We start from the raw sequence: 22,985 nt of genomic DNA, 5'->3' as shown, positions 1-22,985 counted from the left end.
GATCCACGCAGATGCGAGCGATCCAGTTGTTCAGATGCTAGATGACTGCGGATTCCAGTGTAAACAGAGGTTCATACATCGATATCCGAAGTATATGAGCGGCCGAATGGAGGAGTCCCGCGGACCGTCCCGCGGCCGCCGGGGTACCGTCGCCCGCGACGCGACACGGGAGGCGGACGCGATGGGCGGCATCACGGCGGGTTCGGTCAAGGCGAACGGGCTGGAGTTCGGGTACCTGGAGGCGGGGCCGCAGGACGGGCCGCTCGTCCTCTGCCTGCACGGCTTCCCCGACTCCGCGCACACCTGGCGGCACCTGCTGCCCGCGCTCGCCGCCGCCGGGCACCGGGCGGTGGCGCCGTTCCTGCGCGGGTACGCGCCCACCTCGGTGCCGCCGGACGGCGCCTACCAGGGCGGCGCGCTCGCCGCCGACGCCGTCGCGCTGCACGAGGCGCTCGGCGGCGCGGACGACGCCGTGGTCATCGGCCACGACTGGGGCGCGTTCGCGGCCTACGGCGCCGCGGCGGCGGCGCCCGAGCGCTGGCGGAGGGCCGTCGCGCTGGCCGTGCCGCCGATGCCGGTGCTGGGCACGACGTTCCTCGACTACGAGCAGCTCAAGCGGTCGTTCTACATCTTCCTGTTCCAGACGCCGCTCGCCGAGATGGCGCTGGACGAGGCGTTCGTCGCGGGACTGTGGCGCGACTGGTCGCCGCCCGGGACCGATCACGCCGAGGACGTCGGGCACGCCATGGACTGCCTCGGCACGCCCGAGCGCCGCGCCGCCGCGATCGGGTACTACCGGGCGATGCTCGACCCGTCCCGGCGCGTCGAGCGGTTCGCCGCCGAGGAGGAGGCCGTGGCGGCGGTCGGCACCCGTCCCGTCCTGTACCTGCACGGCGCCGACGACGGCTGCCTCGGCGCGGACGCCGTCGCGCCGGGCGGGGACCTCGGGCGGGTGCTGGCCGCGCTGCCGGACGGGTCGCAGGCCGCGCTCGTGCCGGGCGGCGGCCACTTCCTCCAGCTGGACCGCCCGGACGAGGTGAACCGGCGGATTCTGGCCTGGCTGGCGGCCTGACGCGGGGGAAATCGCGGGTTCCACTTCCCTTCGCTGCTTTACTTTGAGAGGCTTCGTGTAAACCGAATCGCGTTCGGACGGCCGGGGAGAGGCAACATGGTCAAGGTCGACGACATCAACCTGACGGACTGGGACTTCTGGCGGCAGCCCCACGAGTACCGCCACGCCGCGTTCAAGGCGCTGCGGTGGCACCCGGAGCTGGTGCTCTTCGAGGAGCCCGACGTCGTCATCGTCCCGCAGGGCCCCGGCTACTACGCCCTCACCCGGCACGCCGACGTCGTCGAGGCGTCCCGCCGCCCGCAGGACTTCTGCTCCGGCAAGGGCGCCATCAGCATCCCGGACATGCCGGGCGACATGCACGAGTACTTCGGCTCCATGATCAGCATGGACGACCCCCGGCACGCCAAGATCCGCCGGATCGTGTCCCGTGCCTTCTCGCCCCGCATGATCCAGCGGTTCGAGGACCAGGTCGAGACCGTCGCCGCCGCCATCGTCGCCGACGTCGAGGCCGGCCGCGGCACCGGCGACTTCGTCAAGGACGTCGCCTGCCGGCTCCCCTTGAAGATCATCTGCGACATGATGGGCATCGGCGAGGACGCCTACCAGGCCGTTCTCGACGCCAGCAACGTCATCCTCGCCGGCAACGACGAGGAGTACGTCCCCGCGGGCGACGCCGAGCAGATGGCGGTCGCGCTGATCGGCGCGGGCGAGACGCTCAAGGGCATCGTCGAGGAACTCGGCCGCAAGCGCCGCGCGGAGCCCACCGACGACCTGACGTCCGCGCTCGTCAACGCGAACATCGACGGCGAGTCGCTCACCGACCAGGAGCTCGGCTCGTTCTTCATCCTCCTCGTCGTCGCGGGGAACGAGACCACCCGCAACGCCATCGCGCACGGCCTCGACCTGTTCACCCGCTTCCCCGAGCAGCGGGCCCTCCTCACCGAGGACTTCGAGGGCCGCATCGCCGGCGCCATCGAGGAGATCGTCCGGTACGTGTCGCCCGTCATCTGGATGCGCCGCACCGCCACCCGCGACTGCATGCTCAACGAGCACGAGATCAAGGAGGGCGACAAGCTCCTCCTCTACTACGGCTCCGCGAACCGCGACGAGACCGTCTTCACCGACCCCGACGCCTTCGACATCCTCCGCGACCCGAACCCCCACGTCGGCTTCGGCGGCCCCGGCCCGCACTTCTGCCTCGGCGCCCACCTCGCCCGCCGGGAGATCACCACCATGTTCCGGGAGCTGTTCACCCGGCTGCCGAGCATCCGCACCACCGGTGAGCCCGACCGGCTCGAGTCGTCCTTCGTCAACGGCATCAAGCACCTGCCGTACACGTTCTGACGCCCCGTCCGTCCATCCCGGGTCGGCCCTTCGGCGGTTCGCCGAAGGGCCGGTGAACGTTCGGTGGCGCGGCGCCCGCGGCGCCGGCGGCGCGGCTAGCGTGATCACGGCCCCGCCCGCCGACCCTGGGAGAAGCCGTGCCCGAGCCCGACGACGCCGTGCTGCGCCTGCGGCTCGCCGAACTGGAACTCCAGCGGGACGAGCGCGACGACCAGATCGACGGGCTGATCTCCGCCCTGAACGAGGCCGCCCGCCGGATCGGGGACCTCGACCGGGCCCGCGCGGTCGAGGCGTACCGCGCCGAGCAGGAGGCGTGGCGGTTCGAGGCGCTGCGAAGGCGGCGCTGGTCACGGCTCGGCGCCGCGCTCGGCACCGTCCGCCGGCGCCCCTTCGAACCCGGCTCCTACCGCCGCGTCCAGGACGCGGTGCGGCCCCGCCCGCTCCCGCCCGAACCCGCCGAGCCGCCGCGCCGGATCCGGCGCCCCGACGTGAAGGTCGCCGACACCGAGCCGCTGCGCGTCCCCCCGCCCGACCTGCCGGACGGCCCCGTGAACCGGCCGGACCTCGTCGCCGCCGTCGCCCTCGGGCCCGAACTGGAGACGGCGCTGCGGTACGAGTGGACGCAGCTGGACGGCCTGCGCCCGGCCGGCTGGCGGAACGTCCTCGAAGCCCGGACGCCCGCCCTGTTCCTCGCCGGACCCGGCGAGACCGGCCTCCCGCTCGAGGAGATCGCCGCCTGGTGCCGCGACCGGGACGTCCCGACCGTGTACTGGGACACGGGCGAAGGTCTGGACGACGCCGCCTTCGCCTTCGACCACGTCTGCACGGTGGACGCGGCGTCCATCCCGGAGGCCCGCGCGCGGCTCGGCCACGACCGCGTCCACCACCTGCCGTTCGCGGCGCAGCCCCGCCTGCACAACCCGGTCCGGGTGCACGACCACGGCCGCTACCCGCTGCTGTACGAGGGCGAGTACGACCCGGCCGCCGAACCGCTGATCGCCCCCGCCCCGCGGCTCGGCGCCCACTTCCACGCCACCGGCTTCCCGCATCTGTACCGGCAGCGCGTCGTTTCGCCGCTCCCGTACCCGCAGGCCCTCACCGCGCGCAAGCGGTACAAGGCGATCCTGGCGCCCGGCCCGCGCCTCGCCGTCGAGGCCGCCGCCGCCGGGGTCCCCGTCGTCCACGCCGGTGAACCACCGACCGCGTTCGGCCCGGCGGTGGACGACCGGCAGAACGCCTCACGCCTCCTGCGCGCGCTCCTGGCCGCGCCCGAACTCCGCGACCGGCAGGCCCATCTCGCCCTGCGCGAGGTCCACTCCGCCCACACCTACCGGCATCGCGTCGACAGCCTCATCGACCACCTCGGGCTCGGCGCCGCCGCGCCCCGCCGCCCGGCCGTGTCGCTGATCCTGCCGACCTGCCGCGCGGAGCAGATCGCCCCCGCCATCGCGCAGGTGGCGCGGCAGGTGTGGCGACCCCTCCAGCTCGTCCTCGTCCTCCACGGACTGGACGCCGACCCGGTGGAGGTCGAGAAACAGGCCCTCGCGGCGGGCATCGACGACGTCGCCGTCCTCACCGCCGATCCGTCCGTCTCCCTGGGCGGCTGCCTCAACCGCGCCATCGACGCCGCCGACGGAGACCGCATCGGCAAGATCGACGACGACGAGCTGTACGGCCCGCACTACGTGTCGGACCTGGTGCCCGCGTTCGACTACACCGAGGCGGGCGTGGTGGGCAAGCTCGCCCACTACGCCCACCTCGGATCCATGAACGCGACGCTCCTGCGCTACCCCGATCTCGAGCACCGCTACGTGGACGTCCTGCGCGGCGGCGCCCTCCTCGCGGACGGCGACCTCATGCGCGCCTACCGCTTCGCCGACCTCGGACGCGGCGAGGACACCGACCTCTTCCGCCGCCTCCGCGAGGACGGCGTCCGCGTCTACGCCGCCGACCGGTTCTCGTTCATCACGATCCGGCACGCCGACGCCGCCCGCCACACCTGGCGCCCCAGCGACCTGGAGCTCCTGGCGGACAGCCGGGTCGCCTTCTACGGCCTCGCGGAAGAGCACATCATGTTCTGAGCCCTACCAGGGCAGCGGTGCCCCCGGCTCGTCGGTCCCGCCCTGGAAGGCGCCGGACGGCCCGGCCTCGTCCAGCGTCGCCAGCCGGACCACCTCCTCCGCGCCCTGCACCGCCGTCCGGAACCCGGTGTGCATGTTCATGTCCGTGGCGCAGTACCCCGGGTTGGCGGCGTTCACCTTGATCGGGGTGTCCGCCAGCTCCTTCGCGTACGCGACCGTCACGGCGTTCAGCGCGGTCTTCGAGGAGTTGTACGCCAGCAGGTTGACCGGGAAGAAGGGGCTGGACGGGTCCGTGACGATGCCCAGCGACCCGAGTTCGCTGGACAGGTTCACGATCCGCCCGGCGGGCGAGCGGCGCAGCAGGGGCAGCATCGCGTTCGTGACGGCCACGACCCCGAACACGTTGGTCTCATAGGTCCGCCGCATGGCGTCCAGGGGCGTTTCGCTGGGCGCGACCGCCGCGTCGGCGGGGGCGATCCCCGCGTTGTTGACGAGGACGTCCAGCCGCCCGTGCTCCCGCTCGATCCGCTCGGCGGCGGCCCCGATCCCGTCGGCGTCGGTGACGTCGAGGTGGACGAAACGGGCGTCGGCGTCCTCGCCGGCGAGTGCCGCCACGGCCTTCTCGCCGAGCTCCGCCGAGCGCGCCCCGACGAGGACGGTCCAGCCGAGCCCGCCGAGGCGCCGCGCCGTCTCGAAGCCGATGCCCTTGTTCGCTCCGGTGATGAGTGCGATCCGTGTGCTCATGCCGCCACGCTCCCCTCCGGCGTTCGCGATGAGGAGAGACCCCGCGAAGCTGGGACCGCCGATACCACCCTCGGGTGTGGAGGGCGCGGCCGCCGTCGGGAATGCTGAACGCCATGGACAGGCAGGAGATGGCCGGGTTCCTGCGCTCCCGCCGTGCCCGGATCGGGCCGGCGGACGTGGGGCTCCCCGCGGGGACCCGGCGCCGCACCCCCGGGCTGCGCCGCGAGGAGGTCGCCCGGCTCGCCGGGATGTCCGTCGACTACTACATCCGGCTCGAACAGGCCCGCGGCCCCCGGCCGTCCCGGCAGATCCTCGCCGCGCTCGCCCGCGCGCTGCGGCTCACCGACGACGAGCGCGCCCACCTGTCCCACCTCGCGGGCGAACCGCCCGGGCCGCCGCCGGGCCCGCCGCAGGACGTCCCGCCCGGCGTCCTGCACCTGCTCGACCGCCTCGACACGCCGGCGTTCGTCATGGACGCCAAGTACGACGTCCTCGCCTGGAACGACGCGGCCGCCGCGCTCGTCACGGACTTCTCCGCGCTGGAGCCGCGCGACCGCAACATCCTGCGGAAGCTGTTCCTGCACCCCGACGGTCACCTCATCGACCCCGAGGGCGAGGACGGGCGGTTCGCGCGGGAGAGCGTCGCCGACCTGCGCGCCGCCCTCGGCCGCTACCCCGCCGACCCGGGGATCAAGGGCCTCGTCGCCGACCTCACCGCGGGGAGCGCGCTGTTCCGGCGGCTCTGGGACGACCACGACGTCGCCGTCCGGCGGGGCAACAGCAAGACCTTGCGGCACCCCGTCCTCGGTGAGATCGAGGTGCACTGCGACGTGCTGCTGGTGCCCGAACGCGACCAGAAGGTCATCCTGTACACGGCCGCGCCGGGCACGCCGGCGAACGACGCGCTGAAACTGCTGCGCGTCGTCGGGACCCAGGACCTCGGCGCGCGCTGAGGTCCCGGGCCCGGACGCGGGTCAGCGCAGCTCGCGCTTGAGGATCTTGCCGGTGGCGGTCATCGGCAGCGCGTCGCGGAACTCGACGATCCGCGGGTACTTGTAGTTCGCGAACTGCTCCTTGCCCCACGCGACCAGCTCGTCCTCGGTGACCGTGGCGTCCGGGACGCGGATCACGTACGCCTTGATCTCCTCGCCGTGGCTCGGGTGCTCGATGCCCACGACCGCCGCCAGGGACACCTCCGGGTGCGTCATGAGCACCTCCTCCAGCTCCCGCGGGTACACGTTGTACCCGCCGCGGATGATCATGTCCTTGGAGCGGTCGATGATGTAGTAGTAGCCCTCGTCGTCGCGGCGTGCCACGTCACCGGTGCGGAACCAGCCGTCCCGGATCGCCTCGGCGGTCGCCTCGGGCCGGTTGTAGTAGCCCTTCATGACGTTGTGGCCGCGGATCGCGATCTCGCCCGGCCCCTCGCCCTCGATCTCGTTCCAGTCCGGGTCGATCAGCTTCATCTCGACGCCCCACACCGGCAGGCCGATCGACCCCGGCTTCTGCGGGCGGTCCGGCCGGTTGAACGACGCCACCGGCGACGTCTCCGACAGGCCGTAGCCCTCCAGGACGTCCACGCCGAACTTCTCCTTGACGCCCTTCAGGACCTCCATCGGCAGGGCCGCGCCGCCCGCGACCGCCACCCGCAGGTTCTCCTGGATCGCCTTCACGTCCTCCGCGGACGTGTCGTCCGTCAGCAGCCCCCAGTACATCGTGGGGACGCCCGCGAAGATGTTCACCTTCTCCTTCACCATCAGCTCGACCGCCTGCTTCGCGTCGAACCTCGGCTGCATGACCAGCGTGCCGCGCCGGTAGAACCCGACGTTCATCACGCACGTCTGCCCGAAGATGTGGAACAGCGGCAGCGTCACCAGCGACACGTCGTGCAGCGTCCGGTAGAACAGCGTGTCGTCCACCATCGTGTTCATCATCAGGTTGCCGTGCGACAGCTCGGCGCCCTTGGGCTGCCCCGTCGTGCCGCTGGTGTAGATGATCACGGCGGTGTCGGTCGCCTCCGTGAGCGCCGGCGCGAACGTGTTCGGCTGGCCCCCGAGCGCGGCCCAGAACAGTTCCGCGCCCTCGATCGGCGACTCCGTCGCGCCGAGGCTCGCCGGCATCAGGAAGAAGTGCTCGCAGCCCTCCACCTCCTGGAATCCCGCGTGCCCCATCTCGCCGAGCGGCAGTTCCGGCGTGCCCTCGAAACAGAACAGCGCCTTCGCGTCCGAGTCCGTGAGGTGGTAGGCGATCTCGCGCGGCTTGAGCAGCACGTTCAGCGGGACGACCACCGCGCCGACCTTCAGCGCACCGAAGTACACCATGGGGAAGTACGGCAGGTTCGGCGACGACAGCGCCACCTTGTCGCCCTTCCCGATGCCGCGCGAGCGCAGCAGATTCGCGACCTGGTTCGCGACCTGGTCGATGAACGCGTACGAGAGCCGGATGTCGCCGAACACGACGGCGTCGCGGTCCGGGGTCTCCCTGGCGGCGTCCTCGAGCAGAACGGACAGGTTCAGCATGGCACTCCTCGAACGCAATGGGTCACCGGTCGGTTACTACCGACGAGTGTACGAATGGTTGCCCTCATCCTGCTGCATGAGGAACGGTCCGCGTCAACAGTATCCGCCCTGTGACGTGCAGTTCTTTCCCCGGACGCCCGCTGCTTTCCGATCCCGGTTAGCATGAGCGGCTGACCGAGAAAAGGACGGGGCATGTTCATCATCTTCGGGTGGCGGGTCGTCGCCTTCACCGTCGGCAGGGGCGTCTTCCACTGCCCGGCGTGCGGCGGCGACCGCGAGTACCGGCGCCGTCAGGGCCGCAACTTCTTCACGCTGTTCTTCCTCCCCGTCATCCCGCTGACCAAGGCCGGCGGCGAGTTCGTCGAATGCGACACCTGCCGCGGGCGCTGGAACCTCGGCGTCCTGGACGTCCCCACCACGGCGCAGCTGTCGCTGATGCCCGCGATGCTGCTGCGCACGGCCATCGCCCAGGTGCTCCGCTCCGGCGACTACACCCACCCCGGCGCCCGCGCCCGCGCGGTGGCCGTCGTCCGGCAGGCCGGTGACACCGGATACGACGAGGGCGCGCTGAACGCCGACCTCGGCCGGCCGTTCGACGAGATCCGCGTCGAGATGGCGCGGGCCTCGTCCGCGCTCGCCCCCGAGGCCCGGGAGAGCATCCTGCGCGCCGCCGCCGAGATCGCCCTGGCCGACGGCCCGCTCAGCGTGTCCGAGGAGGAGACCCTCACCGCCGTCGGCGCCGACCTGGCCCTCACCCAGGTACAGATCGTCGGCGTCGTGTCGATGGCGCGGCAGTCGTCCGGCCACTGACCTCCCGTCCCGCCGCATATATCGGTGGTCGGGGCTTGCGGCTGCGCTATTCTTCAGGTATGCGAGCCCGGCTCCTCGACCGGCCGCGTTGACGCGACGTCGACGCGGTGGCCCCTCCTGAGCGAGGGGCCCTTTCATATCGGACGAGCGGCCCCACGAAACGTGATTCGGAGTCTGGAAGCGTGAGCAGCGACGAGCAGTACGACCCGCGGGCGGTTCAGGATAAGTGGCAGGCCCGCTGGGCCGAGCTCGAACCGTTCACCGCCGTCGAGACCGACGACGGGCGGGAACGACGCTACGCGCTGGACATGTTCCCCTACCCCAGCGGCGACCTCCACATGGGCCACGCCGAGGCGTTCGCGATCGGCGACGTCCCCGCCCGCTTCTGGCTCCAGCAGGGCCACAACGTCCTGCACCCCATCGGCTGGGACTCCTTCGGCCTGCCCGCCGAGAACGCCGCCATCAAGCGCGACTCCCACCCCGCCGAGTGGACCTACGCCAACATCGAGACGCAGGCCGCGTCGTTCCGCCGGTACGCGCCCTCGTTCGACTGGTCCCGCCGCCTGCACACGTCCGATCCCGAGTACTACAGGTGGACGCAGTGGCTGTTCCTGCGCTTCTACGAGCGGGGCCTCGCCTACCGCAAGGGCGGCCACGTCAACTGGTGCCCGAAGGACCAGACCGTCCTCGCCAACGAGCAGGTCGTCGGCGGCCACTGCGAGCGCTGCGGCGCCCTGGTCGAAAAGCGCGTCCTCACCCAGTGGTACTTCAAGATCACCGACTACGCGGACCGCCTGCTGGACGACATGGCCGGGCTCGAAGGCCACTGGCCCGAGCGCGTGCTGCTGATGCAGCGCAACTGGATCGGCCGCTCCACCGGCGCTGACGTCGACTTCACCATCGAGGGCCGTGACGAGCCGGTCACCGTCTACACGACGCGCCCCGACACCCTCTACGGCGCGACCTTTATGGTCGTCGCCGCCGACGCCCCCCTCGCCGACGAGATCTGCGCCCCCGAGCAGCGCGCCGCGTTCGAGGCGTACCGCGACGAGGTCTCCCGCGAGAGCGAGATCGAGCGCCTCTCCACCGAACGCGAGAAGACCGGCGTCTTCCTGGGCCGCCACGCCGTCAACCCCGTGAACGGCGAGCGCATCCCGGTGTGGGCGTCCGACTACGTCCTGGCCGAGTACGGGCACGGCGCGATCATGGCGGTCCCCGCCCACGACCAGCGCGACCTCGACTTCGCGCTGAAGTTCGGCCTGCCCGTCCGCGTCGTCGTCGACACCGGCCGGCCCGACCCCGCCGAGACCGGCGTCGCCACCGCCGGCGACGGCGCCCTCGTCAACTCCGGCCCCATCGACGGCCTCCCCAAGGCCGGCGCCATCGCCCGCATCACCGAGATCCTCGACGAGCGCGGCACCGGGCGCGCCTCCGTCAACTACCGGCTGCGCGACTGGCTGGTCTCCCGGCAGCGGTTCTGGGGCTGCCCGATCCCGATCGTGCACTGCGAGTCCTGCGGCGAGGTCCCCGTCCCGGACGACCAGCTCCCCGTCCGGCTGCCCGAGGGGCTGCGCGGCGCCGACCTGGCCCCCAAGGGCACGTCGCCGCTCGCCGCCGCCGCCGACTGGGTCGACGTGCCCTGCCCCAAGTGCGGCGTCGCCGCCAAGCGCGACACCGACACCATGGACACGTTCGTCGACTCGTCCTGGTACTACTTCCGGTACTGCTCGCCCGGCTACGAGGGCGGCCCGTTCGACGTCGAGCAGGTCCGCCGGTGGATGCCCGTCGACCAGTACACGGGCGGAGTCGAGCACGCCATCCTGCACCTGCTCTACAGCCGGTTCTTCACCAAGGTCCTGTACGACATGGGCATGGTCGACTTCACCGAGCCGTTCAAGCGCCTGCTGAACCAGGGGCAGGTCATCCTGAACGGCGCGGGCATGTCGAAGTCCACCGGCAACCTCGTCGACCTGGGCGAGCAGATCGCCGAGTTCGGCGTCGACGTCGTCCGCCTCGCGATGCTGTTCTCCGGCCCGCCCGAGGACGACATCGACTGGGCCGACGTGTCCCCGCACGGGATGCAGAAGTTCCTGGCCCGCGTCCACCGCATCGCGTCCGAGGTGACGTCGCCCGTCGGCGCCGACCCCGCGACCGGCGACGCGACCCTGCGCCGCGCCACCGCCCACGCCGTCTCCGAGGCCACCACACTCGTCGGCTCGCAGCGCTTCAACGTGGCGATCGCCCGCATCATGGAGCTCGTCACCGCCACCCGCAAGGCGATCGACTCGGGTGCCGGCCCCGCCGACCCCGCCGTCCGCGAGGCCGCCGAGGCCATCGCGCTCCTGCTGTCCCTCTTCGCCCCCTACACGGCCGAGGAGGCGTGGGAGGTGCTGGGCCGCACCGCCCCGGTCATCACCGCGGGCTGGCCGTCCGCCGACCCGGCCCTCCTGGTCGAGGAGTCGGTCACGTGCGTCGTCCAGGTCGCCGGCAAGGTCCGCGACCGCCTGGACGTGCCCCCGTCCGTCGCGGCGGACGAACTGGAGCGCCTCGCCCTGGCGTCCCCCAAGGTCCAGGAGGCCCTGGGCGGCGCCGGCATCGCCAAGGTGATCGTCCGGGCCCCCAAGATCGTCAACATCGTCCCGCAGCGCTGACCGGGCCCTGAACGGCGTCAGGCCGCGTCCCGGACGGGACGCGGCCTGACGGGGACCCGGAGGTCACATCTTGCGGAGCACGGCCACCACGCGGCCCAGGATGGACGCCTCGTCGCCGGGGATGGGCTCGTAGGCCGGGTTCTGCGGCATCAGCCAGATGTGCCCGTCCTTGTGCTTCAGCGTCTTCACCGTGGCGTCGCCGTCGATCATCGCGGCCACGATGTCGCCCTGCTCGGCGACCGGCTGCTGGCGGACCACGACCCAGTCGCCGTCCGCGATCGCGGCCTCGATCATCGAGTCGCCGGTGACCTTGAGCAGGAAGTGGGTGCCCTCACCGACGAGCTGCTTCGGAAGCGTGAAGACGTCCTCCACGGCCTCCTCGGCCAGGATCGGGCCACCGGCCGCGATACGGCCGACCAGGGGCACGTACGCGGGCGCGGGGCGGCCCGGGGCCTCGGGGACGCCGGGCTCGTAGCCGTCGCCGTCCGTGCGGACCGGGGTCGCCCCCGGCACGCGCACCTCGACCGCGCGCGGACGGTTCGGGTCGCGCCGCAGGTAGCCCTTGCGCTGCAGAGCCCGGAGCTGGTGCGACACGCTGGAGGTGCTGGTCAGGCCGACCGCCTCTCCGATCTCGCGCATCGAGGGCGGGTACCCGCGGCGCTGGACCGAGTCCCGGATCACCTCCAGCACCATGCGCTGCCGCTGTGTCAGGCCCGCCTCGTCATGGGGACCGTCGGGCAGCTCCCGGACCTTGCTCATCGCTCGTCGCCTCCCGGGCGCCTCGATCCGTCACTCCTTGTCATGGCACGATATCGCGTTCCGTCCCGATGATCAAACAATTGTTCGAAGATGCGCCCCGTGTATTCGCCGCCGCCGGATCCCATCGTACATGCGTTCGATCGAAAATTCGTTCGCCCAGGCGAACGTGGGTGAGTTGTCATGAATTGCCCCGCGTGACCGGGTTTTGCCGCAGCGTGCCGGGGCGACACGCCGGGCCGGTGCGCCGGACGTCCGATGTGACCTGGCTCTACGCGAGGGGCCTGCGATCCGGGTTGCGCAGCCCTCCGCCGAGCCCTACGGTTGGACCACAACATCTAGTAGTTACACCGGTGGGATTATCCACAAGTTGTGTGTGACGGGATTTTGACCGGGGAGAGGTGAAGCGTGCACTGTCCGTTCTGCCGCAACCCCGACACCAAAGTGATCGACAGTCGCTCGACCGATGACGGCAGCGCCATTCGCCGCCGCCGGTCGTGCGCCGAATGCGGCAAGCGATTCACCACGCAGGAGAATGTGCTCGTCATGGTCGCCAAGCGCAGCGGCGTCACCGAGCCGTTCTCCCGGGAGAAGATCATCGCCGGGGTCCGCAGGGCCTGCCAGGGCCGTCCGGTCGACGAGGACGCGCTCGCGAAACTGGGGCAGCAGGTCGAGGAGGCCATCCGGGCCTCCGGCTCCGCCGAGATCCCCTCGCACGAGGTCGGCCTCGCGATCCTCGGACCGCTCGGCGAACTCGACGAGGTCGCCTATCTGCGATTCGCATCCGTCTACCGGAGCTTCGAGTCGCTCGACGATTTCGCGCGGGAGATCGAGGCATTGCGGTCGTCGGGGGCACATGGCGCGTCCACCTGAGGCGCGCGAAAAAGCACAAAGAAGAAGAACGCCACCGCGCGGGCAGCGCCCGTGCGGCGGCGGAGTCGTTCCTGGAGAGGGCCCCGCACGGGGGCGGAGAGAGGGAAGGTCATGACGGAGACGGTGAGTGGCTCGGCGGCCCGGCGCGGCAAGGGGAGCCGCAAGGGCCTGAAGATGGAGCGGATCTTCACCACGCCCGGCGTGCATCCGTACGACGAGATGCGCTGGGAGCGTCGTGACGTCGTCATGACCAACTGGCGCGACGGCTCCATCAACTTCGAGCAGCGCGGCGTCGAGTTCCCCGACTTCTGGTCGGTGAACGCCGGCAACATCGTCACCTCGAAGTACTTCCGCGGCGCCGTGGGCACCCCGCAGCGCGAGTGGAGCCTGAAGCAGCTCATCGACCGCGTCGTGAACGTCTACACCGAGACGGGCGTCAAGGAGGGCTACTTCGCCTCCGACGCCGACGCCGAGATCTTCGACCACGAACTGAAGTACGCCCTCGCCCACCAGCTGTTCAGCTTCAACTCCCCGGTCTGGTTCAACGTCGGCACCAAGTCCCCCCAGCAGGTGAGCGCGTGCCAGCCCTACGACGCGCTGGTCAGCACGCCCGCCGGGCTGATCCCGATCGGCAAGCTGGTCGAGGACGACGCCGTCGGAACCAAGGTGTACGACGCTCAGGGGCTCACCCGGGTCGTCGCCACCAAGGCCAATGGCGTGAAGGACGTCCTGCGCCTCCACACCAAGGCCGGCTACACGCTCGACGTGACCGCCGACCACCTCGTCTGGAAGGCCACCGGCATGGGCACCGGGCGTTTCGTGCCCGCCGGTGAGCTGAAGACGGGCGACCGGCTCGAATGGCACCGGCGCGACGCTTTCGGCGAGGCTGAGATCACCTCCCGCGAGATGGCGGAGGCGGCGCTGGCGGGCTGGCTGCAGTCCGACGGCTTCGTGGGGCGGTACGACACCGGCACCAACCGCTCGCTGACCATTGAGGCCATGACGGTCACCGACGCCGAACTCGAGTGGGTCGGACGCCAGCTGAACACCGTCTTCCCGGACGTCCACCGGCACGAGCGCACGGTGGAGACGCAGGACCCCGCACTCGACTGCCGTCGAACCCGGCTGTACGGCAAGGTCCTGGAGCAGTACGTCGAGGACTGGGGCCTGATGGCCCGCGGCGTCGATATGGACGTCCCGGCGCGGCTCTTCACTGCGCCGCTGCCCGTCGTCGCGGCCTACCTGCGGAGCGTATTCCAGGCCGAGGGGTTCGTTTCGGTCCGCGAGTCGTCCACCCTCGTCGAGGTCGACATGATCTCGGAGAAGCTGATCCGCGGCATGCAGCGCCTGCTGCTGCGTTTCGGCATCTTCTCGCGGGTCGGCTTCAAGGCCGACGCCCGCCCCGACCGCCACGGATGCTGGACGCTGCGCATCCAGAATGCCGGGGACCGCCGCATCTTCGCCGATGAGATCGGCTTCATCGACCGGGTCAAGGCGGAGAAGCTGCACAAGGGCTTCGAGACGGCCGGTCGCGGCGCGCACGCCACCAAGCAGCTCGAGATCTCGCGCATCGAGGCACTCGGTGCCATGGAGGTCTACGACATCCAGACCGAGAGCGGGGAATACCTCTCCGGCAACCTCCGCGTGCACAACTGCTTCATCCTGTCGGTGGACGACACGATGGAGTCGATCCTGGACTGGTACAAGGAGGAGGGGGTCATCTTCAAGGGCGGCTCCGGTGCCGGCCTGAACCTCTCCCGGATCCGGTCCAGCAAGGAGCTGCTGTCGTCCGGTGGCACGGCCAGCGGGCCGGTCTCCTTCATGCGCGGCGCCGACGCGTCCGCCGGGACGATCAAGTCGGGCGGCGCCACGCGGCGGGCCGCGAAGATGGTCGTCCTCGACGTCGACCACCCGGACGTCGCCGAGTTCATCCAGACCAAGGCGCGCGAAGAGGACAAGATCCGCGCGCTGCGGGACGCGGGCTTCGACATGGACCTCGGCGGCAAGGACATCGCCAGCGTCCAGTACCAGAACGCGAACAACTCCGTCCGCGTCTCCGACGAGTTCATGCGCGCGGTGGAGCAGGACGGCGAGTTCGGCCTGCGCGGCCGGATGACCGGCGAGGTCATCGAGACCGTCAAGGCCAAGGACCTGTTCCGCCTGATGGCGAAGGCCGCCTGGGAGTGCGCCGACCCGGGCATCCAGTACGACGACACGATCAACGACTGGCACACCAACCCGGAGAGCGGACGCATCACCGCGTCCAACCCGTGTTTCCCCGCCGACCAGCGGGTCGTGACCGACAAGGGTCTGGTCCGCATCGGGGACATGGTGCGGCGCGCCGCGGGCGGTGAGACCTACGGGATCTACACCAACGACGTGACGTCCGAGTCGGACGCGCAGGACCGGATCGTCGCGACCGACCCCGTCCGGTACATGGTGACCGGCACCAACGAGATCCTCGAGCTCCGTTTCTCGGACGGTTCCCGGCTGCGGTGCACACCGGGCCACCGGGTGTGGACGGCCAACCGGGGCTGGGTCCACGCGGAGGAGCTGACCGGGGACGACCGCGTCGTGCGGTCGTTCCACCGCGCGAGCCGCGGCGCCGTGACCGGCGAGATGCCGATGGCCGCCCACCACGCGGCGCAGGCGGCGGTGTCCCGTCACGAGCTGGAACTGCCGGAGAAGTGGGACGAGGAGTTCGCCCACTACCTGGGCTGGCTGATCGGTGACGGCTGCGTCACCGACGCCAGTGCGGTGACCGTCTACGGGACGGCGGTGGAGCAGGCGACCGTGATGCCGCGGCACGAGGCTCTCCTGCGGCGCATCACGGGGACCGACCGCAAGCCCAGCGTCCAGGCGAACGGCACGCAGCAGCTCCGGGTCGGCCACGAGGCCTTCCGGGCCTTCCTGAGCGGCCTGGGCGTCTCCACGGGGCGGGCTCCGGAGAAGACCGTTCCGGCCGCCGTCTACGAGGCTCCGGAAGCGGAGCTCGTGGCGTTCCTGCAGGGCCTGTTCGACGCGGACGGCTGTGTCGCCGACCTGTCGAACGGCACCCGCTACGTGGGCCTGGCCGGCCGTTCGGAAGAGCTGCTCCTCGGCGTCCAGGAACTCCTCGCCTCGCTGGGCATCGCGGGTCGGATCTACCGCTCGGAGGCCAAGAGGGAGTCCTTCCACCACACCCGCAAGGACGGCACGGAGGTCACTTACGGGTCGGACGGGCCGAGCTTCGACCTGCGGATCAGCGGCCAGTCGATGGTCGCGTTCGCTGCGGAGGTCGGTTTCACCCTGTCCGCCAAGCAGGAGGCGCTGCTCCGCCTCCTCGACACGACCAAGCGGTACCAGAAGGACCTCTCGGTCACCCTTGTATCGCGGGAGTCGAAAGGCTTCGAGACGACTTACAATCTGACCGAGCCGCGGAACCACTCCTACATCGTCAGCGGGTTCGTGGTCGCGAACTGCTCGGAGTACATGAGTCTGGACAATTCGTCCTGCAACCTGGCGAGCATCAACCTGCTCAAGTTCCTCACGGACGCGGGCACGTTCGATGTCGAGCGGTTCGTCAAGCTGACCGAGCTCATCATCACGGCGATGGACATCTCCATCACCTTCGCCGACTTCCCCACGGAGAAGATCGCCCGGACGACGCGCGACTACCGCCAGCTGGGCATCGGGTACGCGAACCTGGGCGCGCTCCTGATGGCGACGGGGCACGCGTACGACTCGGACGGGGGCCGGTCCCTCGCGGCGACCATCACGTCCCTGATGACGGGCGTCGCCTACCGGCGCTCCGCGGAGCTCGCCGGCGTCGTCGGCCCGTACGAGGGGTACGCGCGCAACGCGGACGCCCACAAGCGGGTCATGCGCAAGCACGCCGCCGCGAACGACGAGGTCCGCACCCTCGACGACATGGGCAAGTCGGTCCACGTGGCCGCGACGAAGCAGTGGCAGGAGTGCCTGAAGGCCGGCGAGAAGAACGGCTACCGAAACGCTCAAAGCAGCCTATTGGCCCCCACTGGGACAATTGGGCTGATGATGGACTGCGACACGACAGGCATCGAGCCCGACCTGGCGCTGGTCAAGTTCAAGAAGCTCGTCGGCGGCGGGTCGATGCAGATCGTCAACCACACGGTCCCGCGCGCCCTGGAGCAGCTCGGCTACCAGCAGGAGCGGATCGAGGCGATCGTCGAGTACATCTCCGAGAACGGGCATGTCGTGGACGCGCCCGGGCTGCGCCCGGAGCACTACGAGGTGTTCGACTGCGCGATGGGCGAGCGGTCCATCAGCGCCATGGGGCACGTCCGGATGATGGCGGCCGTCCAGCCGTTCCTCAGCGGGGCCATCAGCAAGACGGTCAACATGCCGGAGAAGGCCACCATCGAGGACATCGAGCGGGTGTACTTCGAAGGGTGGAAGCTGGGGCTCAAGGCCCTGGCGATCTACCGGGACAACTGCAAGGTGGGCCAGCCGCTCTCCGCCGCGGGCAAGAAGGAGGAGCCCAAGGCGGAGGCCGCGCCGGTGGAGGTCGTGAAGCGGCCCGTCCGCAAGCGGCTGCCGAAGCAGCGCCCCGCGACCGTGACGCGGTTCTCCGTCGCCGGTGCCGAGGGGTACATGACGGCGTCGTCGTACCCGGACGACGGCCTCGGCGAGGTCTTCCTCAAGCTGGGCAAGCAGGGCTCCACGCTCGCGGGTGTCATGGACGCGTTCTCCATGGCCATCTCCATCAGCCTCCAGTACGGGGTGCCGCTGGAGACGTGGGTGGAGAAGTTCACCAACATGCGGTTCGAGCCGGCCGGCATGACGGACGACCCGGACATCCGCATGGCGACGTCGGTGATGGACTACATCTTCCGCCGTCTCGCCCTGGACCACCTGCCCTACGAGGAGCGCGCGGGCCTCGGCATCTTCACCGCCGACGAGCGGGCGATGCAGGCCAACGGCGAGGACCCGGCGTCGCTGCACGGCGATGAGGAGATCGAGCACGAGACCCTCGCCCAGTCCGCCGCGATCACGAAGCCGGTGGCGCCCGCCGCGGTGCCGGCCCCGGCGCGGGCGCAGGAGGCGCACTCGTCGATGGAGGTCATCGAGAGCCGGCAGGGCCGCACGGCGGACGCGCCGCTGTGCCTCACCTGCGGCACGAAGATGCGTCCGGCGGGCAGCTGCTACGTCTGCGAGGGCTGCGGCTCCACCAGCGGCTGCAGCTGACGGGAGAAGCGGGCAGCGGGGGGCGCCGGGGCGCCCCCCGCTTTCGTTCCCGGTCGGAACCTCTCGTGTGCGTCGCGCGTCCTCCTCTCGGAGCGTGCGCTTAGGTTGGTGGGACGTCCGACGATGAGGAGCGGTCATGTCGATGCAGAAGGGCGCCAACACGGGGGTGCCCGTCCCGTCGGTCCGGGTCGAGCTCGGCTGGCGGGGAGGTATGGGGGTGCCGGACGCCGACGCGTCGGCGCTGCTGGTGACGGAGGCGGGGCGCGTCCGCTCGGATGGCGACTTCGTGTTCTACAACCAGCCCGCGCACGCCTCCGGGGCGGTCCGTCACGAGGGCAAGCAGCGGGGGCCGACCATCGTGGACGTCCTGTCGGTGGATCTGGCCCGCGTGGAGCCGGACATCGACAAGGTCGTGATCGCGGCGTCGGCGGACGGGGGGAACTTCGGGGAGTTCCAGGGCCTCTACGTCCGGGTGGTGGACGCGGCGGCCGGGACGGAGGTCGCGCGGTTCGACAGCGTGGGCGCGACCACGGAGACGGCGTTCGTGCTGGGGGAGCTGTACCGGCGCCAGGGCGCGTGGAAGTTCCGCGCCGTCGGGCAGGGGTACGACTCTGGCCTGGCGGGGCTCGCGACCGACTTCGGGATCTCGGTGGATGAGCCCGCGCCGGCTCCGCCCCAGGCGCCGCCCGCGCAGCAGTACACGCCGCCTCCGCCCGCGCAGCAGTACGCTCCGCCGCCGCCCGCGCAGCAGTACGCTCCGCCGCCGCCCCCGCCCGCGGCGCAGTACGCGCCGCCCCCGCCCCCGCCCCCGCCCCCGCCTCCCGCGCAGCCCGCCGCGCCGCAGGGCGGGATGATCTCGCTGACGAAGAGCTCGCCGTCGGTCTCGCTCACGAAGCACGGCGCGACCAAGGGGAACATGCGCGTCAACCTGAACTGGACGGCGCGCGAGGGGGTCGCCAAGGGGCTGCTGGGCAAGCGCAGACGGGGCGTGGACCTCGACCTCGACCTGTGCTGCCTCTGGGAGCTGCGGGACGGCCGCAAGGGCATCATCCACGCGATCGGCGACATGGGCGCGCTCGACCGTCCGCCCTACGTCAAGCTCGACAAGGACGACCGGACGGGCGCGGTCGCGACGGGCGAGAACCTGACGATCAACCTGGACCACACCGCGGAGTTCAGGCGCATCCTCGTGTTCGCGGAGATCTACGAGGGGGCGGACGACTTTCGCGGGCTGGACGCGACCGCGACGCTGTTCCCGCTGGGGTCCGCGCCGATCGAGATGCGGATGGACGACTGTGTGGACGCGTCCCGGGACGCGGTGCTCGCGCTGATCGAGAACGTCGGCGGCGAGCTGGTGGTGCACCGCGAGGGACGGTTCGTGCCGCCGCCTCCGGGGCGTCCGCGCTGGGGGAAGATGGCGGTCGACCAGGCGTACGGGTGGAACCTGGAGTGGGTCGCCTCGCGCGGGAAGGACTAGAGCAGGCTGAGCTGCCCCTCTCCCGCGAGGGGGTCGCGGTGCCTCTTCATGTGCCGCCAGCGGGGCAGGTCGTCGAGGTAGGACCACGACAGCCGGTGGTGGGGCGTCGGCCCGTGCTCCTGCAGGGCCGCCTGGTGGACGGGTGACGGGTAGCCGGCGCTGTCGGCGAACCCGTACCCCGGGTGGTCCCCGTCGAGGGCGGCCATGAGGCGGTCGCGGTGGACCTTCGCCAGGACGGACGCGGCCGCGACCGTCACCGACCGCTGGTCCGCCTTGATCTCGCACCGGACGCGCCAGGGGCTGCGCAGGAAGTCGTGCTTGCCGTCCAGGATCACGATGTCGGGCGGGTGGGGGAGCGCCTCCAGGGCGCGGACGGCGGCACGCCGCAGCGCCTGCGTCATCCCCAGTTCGTCGATCTCGGCGGGGGCGGCGGCTCCGATCGCGTGCCCGGCGAGCCGGCCGGGGAGGAGGGCGGCGAACGCCTCCCGGTGGGCCGCGGTGAGGAGCTTGGAGTCGGTGAGCGCGATCGTCCGCCCGCCGCGGCCCGGGAGGACGGGCGGGGCGCCGAGGTCGGTGACGGCGGCGCAGACGACGACGGGTCCGGCCCAGGCGCCGCGGCCGACCTCGTCCACTCCCGCGATCCGGATGGGGCGTCCCCGGACGGGGACGGCGGCGCGGAGCTCGTCCTCGATCTCGTAGCCGGCGGCCCGGCGGGGCGCGTTGGGCGCGGCCGGGTCCAGGCCGGGCAGGGCGCCGGTCGGGTCCGTCAAGGATGCTCCCTCAGGATGGCGGCGATGGCATGGCCGAGGCGTTGCCACGCGTCCTTCCGCGGGCAGACCCGGCCCCTTCGATCGTAGGGTGCGCGCCGCGCCACAGCGCCGCGTTCCGGGCGGGCCGGGACCCGGGAATGGTCGGGGTGGTCCCGTTCGGGCGGGTCCTGCGCTTTACTCGCTCTTGATGGCTCTGTTCGGCAGATCCCGCTCCCGTCCGGTGAGGACCGCCGCCGCACGGGATCTCTTCGAGCGCTCGCGCTGGCGGTACTTCCAGGTCGCGGCCGGGTTGCGCTTCCTGGGCGGGGTGCTGGCGGTCGCCCTCGTGCTGGCCGTGACGGTCGTGCTGGACGGCCCGGTCCTCGCGGCCGGCGCGTTCGCGGTCCTCTTCCTGGTCGTCGTCCACCTCACATTGCGGTCACCCACGGGTATGGCGGTCGTCGCCCTGGTGGCGGCTTGGCTCGGCGTGTCGGTGCCCCTCGGGCGGCTCTATCCGGACGGCGGCCACCCTTTCTGGCTGCGGCCGGAGGCTCTGCTGGCGGCGCTCGCGCTGCCGGTGCCGACGGCGGCGTTCTGGTTGCGCGGCTACGCGCCGTGGCGGACGACCGCACTCGCGTTGGGCGGTGCCGGGGTGGTGACGGCCGCCGCCGCGCACACCGTCCCCGGACTGAGCGTCACGCCGGGATGGGCGGCGGCGTTCGGCGTCCTCGCGTACCGCTGGGTGCAGGCGAGGCGTACCGTCCCCGCGGAGGAGTACGAGACCGGGTGGGTGCAGGAACAGCCGGGAGCGAAGGACGTCCCGTCCGGTGGGGGCGACCCTGCGCCGGCGGGGGTGGAGGCGGGCGCGGAGCAGCGCGCCGCCGTGCGGGACACCGCGCCGCCCGTTCCGGTGCAGAAGGCGGAGCCGGTGCGGAGATCCACCGCACCGGGCATCTCGGTCGCGGAGGCTCTCGCGGAGCTGGAGGCGATGATCGGGCTGGAGCCGGTGAAGCGCCAGGTCCGCTCCGTTGCGGCCTCGATCGAGGCGGCGCATCTGCGCGCCGCCGCCGGGGTGCCGACGGAGAAGCCCATGCGGCACTTCGTGTTCGTGGGCCCGCCGGGGACGGGCAAGACGACGGTGGCCCGCGTCCTGGCCAAGATCTTCCACGCGTTCGGGCTGCTGCCGGAGCCGGCGGTCGTGGAGGCCCACCGGGCGGACCTCGTCGGGGAGTTCCTGGGCGCCACCGCGGTGAAGACGAACCGTCTCGTCGACTCCGCCTTGGGCGGGGTCCTGTTCATCGACGAGGCGTACGGGCTGGTCAACTCGGCCGAGGGGCAGCCGGACCGGTTCGGGGACGAGGCGGTGCAGACGCTCCTGAAACGGGCCGAGGACGACCGCGAGGACCTCGTCATCATCCTCGCCGGGTACGACGCGCAGATGGCGGAGTTCCTGGACTCCAATCCCGGCCTCGCGTCCCGTTTCGGGACGCGGGTGCGCTTCCCGTCCTACAGCCCGGACGAGCTCCTGCGGATGGCCGAGTACCACACCGGGCTGCGCGAGGACCGTCTCGAACCGGAGGCGCGCAGCCGTCTCGCGGCCCGGTTCGAGGAGGTCGTGCGGCGCGGCATCGTCGACGAACTCGGCAACGGGAGGTTCGTCCGGTCGCTGATGGAGGCGGCGGCCCGCGCGCGGGACATGCGGGTCGTGGACGCGGCCTCGCAGTCGTCGCCGGGGCCCACCGCCGACGACCTGGTCACCCTGCGGACCGCCGATGTCGAGGCGGCGTTCGCCGAGGTCACCGAGCGGTTCCGCGGGTACGCGGAGACGCCGACGCTGGACGAGGCGCTCGGTTCGCTGGACGCGCTGATCGGGCTGGAGCCGGTGAAGCGGCAGGTCCGGGAGATCGCTGCGCAGCTGCAGGTCGCGCGGATGCGGGCCGAGCAGGGCCTCGTCACCCGCCCGCCGACCAGGCATTTCGTGTTCACCGGCCCGCCGGGGACCGGGAAGACGACGGTGGCGCGCGTGCTCGGCGGCATCTTCGCGGCGTTCGGGCTGCTCGCCCGCCCGGAGGTGGTCGAGGCGCAGCGCGCGGACCTGGTCGGCGAGCATCTGGGCGCGACCGCGCTGAAGACGAACAAGGCGGTCGATTCCGCGCTCGGCGGGGTCCTGTTCGTGGACGAGGCGTACGCGCTGAGCAATCCGGGCTATTCCGGAGGGGACGCGTTCGGGGCGGAGGCCGTCCAGGTGCTGCTGAAGCGCGCGGAGGACGACAGGGACCGCCTCGTCATCGTCCTCGCCGGCTACGAGGCTGACATGGACCGCTTCCTCGGGTCCAACCCGGGGCTGGCGTCGCGGTTCGACGTCCGCGTCGACTTCCCCTCCTACGGGCCGGACGAGCTCCTCCGCATCGCGCAGCTCATCGCCGAGCAGGGCGGCGACCAGTGGGAGGAGGAGGCGCTCGACGACCTCGCCCTGCTCTTCCAGAGGGCGTGCGGGACGAGCCGGATAGACGAACTGGGCAACGGGCGGTTCGCGCGGTCGGTCTACGAGAAGGCGTGCGCCCGCCGCGCGCTGCGGGCCGCCGGCCTCGGGGCGTCCGCGACGGCGGCGGACCTGACGGTGCTCACGAAGGAGGACGTCCGCGAAGCGGTGGCGGAGCTGGCGCACAGGCTGCCGTGAGAATGTCGGCGGCATCGGCTGTAA

Annotated in this window: 14 protein-coding genes; 10 read left to right on the top strand and 4 right to left on the bottom strand. The window is 71.4% G+C overall.

Going from position 1 to position 22,985, the window contains the following annotated elements:
* Positions 1-94 precede the first annotated feature (94 nt).
* The 3 genes from IE99_RS0110120 to IE99_RS0110110 all read left to right on the top strand — a co-directional run bounded on the left by IE99_RS0110120 (position 95) and on the right by IE99_RS0110110 (position 4,497).
* A complete protein-coding gene (locus IE99_RS0110120) occupies positions 95-1,072 on the top strand; it encodes an alpha/beta fold hydrolase (protein ID WP_245623139.1) in 978 nt (325 codons plus the stop codon).
* Positions 1,073-1,168: 96 nt separating this feature from the next.
* On the top strand, positions 1,169-2,416 hold the full coding sequence (locus tag IE99_RS0110115; RefSeq protein ID WP_030167201.1) for a cytochrome P450: 1,248 nt from the start codon (positions 1,169-1,171) through the stop codon (positions 2,414-2,416).
* Between the two features lie 137 nt (positions 2,417-2,553).
* Positions 2,554-4,497 (top strand): glycosyltransferase family protein, encoded by a 1,944-nt coding sequence (locus tag IE99_RS0110110; protein WP_051712332.1) that lies wholly within the window; start codon positions 2,554-2,556, stop codon positions 4,495-4,497.
* A gap of 3 nt (positions 4,498-4,500) precedes the next feature.
* Here IE99_RS0110110 and IE99_RS0110105 read toward each other — a convergent pair whose 3' ends face one another.
* Positions 4,501-5,241: an SDR family oxidoreductase gene (locus IE99_RS0110105; RefSeq protein ID WP_030167197.1), complete on the bottom strand. Its 741-nt coding sequence runs from the start codon at positions 5,239-5,241 to the stop codon at positions 4,501-4,503.
* Positions 5,242-5,354: 113 nt separating this feature from the next.
* Between IE99_RS0110105 and IE99_RS0110100 the strand changes: the two genes are divergently transcribed.
* Positions 5,355-6,194 carry a helix-turn-helix transcriptional regulator gene (locus IE99_RS0110100; RefSeq protein WP_030167194.1) on the top strand — a complete coding sequence of 280 codons (840 nt, stop codon included), beginning with the start codon at positions 5,355-5,357 and terminating at the stop codon, positions 6,192-6,194.
* Positions 6,195-6,215: 21 nt separating this feature from the next.
* Here the strand turns inward: IE99_RS0110100 and IE99_RS0110095 are convergent, their stop codons facing one another.
* Positions 6,216-7,760 (bottom strand): long-chain-fatty-acid--CoA ligase, encoded by a 1,545-nt coding sequence (locus IE99_RS0110095; protein ID WP_030167191.1) that lies wholly within the window; start codon positions 7,758-7,760, stop codon positions 6,216-6,218.
* 192 nt (positions 7,761-7,952) lie between these two features.
* Between IE99_RS0110095 and IE99_RS0110090 the strand changes: the two genes are divergently transcribed.
* Both IE99_RS0110090 and leuS read left to right on the top strand, forming a co-directional pair.
* Positions 7,953-8,570: a TerB family tellurite resistance protein gene (locus tag IE99_RS0110090; RefSeq protein WP_030167189.1), complete on the top strand. Its 618-nt coding sequence runs from the start codon at positions 7,953-7,955 to the stop codon at positions 8,568-8,570.
* Positions 8,571-8,752: 182 nt separating this feature from the next.
* Positions 8,753-11,221, top strand: a complete 2,469-nt coding sequence (leuS, locus tag IE99_RS0110085) for a leucine--tRNA ligase (protein ID WP_030167187.1) — start codon at positions 8,753-8,755, stop codon at positions 11,219-11,221.
* A 63-nt stretch (positions 11,222-11,284) separates the two neighbouring features.
* On the opposite strand, the gene lexA is transcribed toward leuS, so the two are convergent.
* Positions 11,285-11,980: a transcriptional repressor LexA gene (gene lexA, locus IE99_RS0110080; protein WP_030167184.1), complete on the bottom strand. Its 696-nt coding sequence runs from the start codon at positions 11,978-11,980 to the stop codon at positions 11,285-11,287.
* A gap of 405 nt (positions 11,981-12,385) precedes the next feature.
* Here lexA and nrdR point away from each other — a divergent pair, with 405 nt between their 5' ends.
* From nrdR to IE99_RS0110065, 3 genes are all read left to right on the top strand, one after another.
* Complete coding sequence (gene nrdR, locus IE99_RS0110075; protein WP_030167182.1) at positions 12,386-12,850, top strand: transcriptional regulator NrdR; 465 nt, start codon at positions 12,386-12,388, stop codon at positions 12,848-12,850.
* Positions 12,851-12,961: 111 nt separating this feature from the next.
* Positions 12,962-18,055, top strand: coding sequence for a vitamin B12-dependent ribonucleotide reductase (locus IE99_RS31090; protein ID WP_084219402.1), 5,094 nt, complete (start codon positions 12,962-12,964; stop codon positions 18,053-18,055).
* Positions 18,056-18,191: 136 nt separating this feature from the next.
* Entirely contained in the window at positions 18,192-19,532 is a 1,341-nt protein-coding gene (locus IE99_RS0110065; protein ID WP_030167178.1) for a TerD family protein, read from the top strand.
* Here the strand turns inward: IE99_RS0110065 and IE99_RS0110060 are convergent.
* Positions 19,529-20,272 (bottom strand): ribonuclease HII, encoded by a 744-nt coding sequence (locus IE99_RS0110060; protein WP_051712359.1) that lies wholly within the window; start codon positions 20,270-20,272, stop codon positions 19,529-19,531. The two genes, IE99_RS0110065 and IE99_RS0110060, sit on opposite strands and share 4 nt — an antisense overlap.
* Positions 20,273-20,489: 217 nt before the next feature.
* Between IE99_RS0110060 and IE99_RS0110055 the strand changes: the two genes are divergently transcribed.
* The gene (locus tag IE99_RS0110055) at positions 20,490-22,961 is read left to right on the top strand and encodes an AAA family ATPase (RefSeq protein WP_030167172.1); all 2,472 of its coding nucleotides are present in this window, start codon (positions 20,490-20,492) and stop codon (positions 22,959-22,961) included.
* Positions 22,962-22,985: the final 24 nt, after the last annotated feature.

Source organism: Spirillospora albida (assembly GCF_000718255.1).
In the GTDB taxonomy this organism is placed as follows: domain Bacteria; phylum Actinomycetota; class Actinomycetes; order Streptosporangiales; family Streptosporangiaceae; genus Spirillospora; species Spirillospora albida.
The sequence above is the reverse complement of the archived record's forward strand: the minus strand, read 5'-3'. Positions and strand labels throughout refer to the sequence as shown.

Excerpts from the sequence above, each read along its gene's own strand:
- IE99_RS0110120 (WP_245623139.1), top strand. The coding sequence starts at position 95 with ATGAGCGGCCGAATGGAGGAGTCCCGCGGACCGTCCCGCGGCCGCCGG.
- IE99_RS0110115 (WP_030167201.1), top strand. The coding sequence starts at position 1,169 with ATGGTCAAGGTCGACGACATCAACCTGACGGACTGGGACTTCTGGCGG.
- IE99_RS0110105 (WP_030167197.1), bottom strand. The coding sequence starts at position 5,241 with ATGAGCACACGGATCGCACTCATCACCGGAGCGAACAAGGGCATCGGC.
- IE99_RS0110100 (WP_030167194.1), top strand. The coding sequence starts at position 5,355 with ATGGACAGGCAGGAGATGGCCGGGTTCCTGCGCTCCCGCCGTGCCCGG.
- IE99_RS0110095 (WP_030167191.1), bottom strand. The coding sequence starts at position 7,760 with ATGCTGAACCTGTCCGTTCTGCTCGAGGACGCCGCCAGGGAGACCCCG.
- IE99_RS0110090 (WP_030167189.1), top strand. The coding sequence starts at position 7,953 with ATGTTCATCATCTTCGGGTGGCGGGTCGTCGCCTTCACCGTCGGCAGG.
- lexA (WP_030167184.1), bottom strand. The coding sequence starts at position 11,980 with ATGAGCAAGGTCCGGGAGCTGCCCGACGGTCCCCATGACGAGGCGGGC.
- IE99_RS31090 (WP_084219402.1), top strand. The coding sequence starts at position 12,962 with ATGACGGAGACGGTGAGTGGCTCGGCGGCCCGGCGCGGCAAGGGGAGC.
- IE99_RS0110065 (WP_030167178.1), top strand. The coding sequence starts at position 18,192 with ATGTCGATGCAGAAGGGCGCCAACACGGGGGTGCCCGTCCCGTCGGTC.
- IE99_RS0110055 (WP_030167172.1), top strand. The coding sequence starts at position 20,490 with ATGGCTCTGTTCGGCAGATCCCGCTCCCGTCCGGTGAGGACCGCCGCC.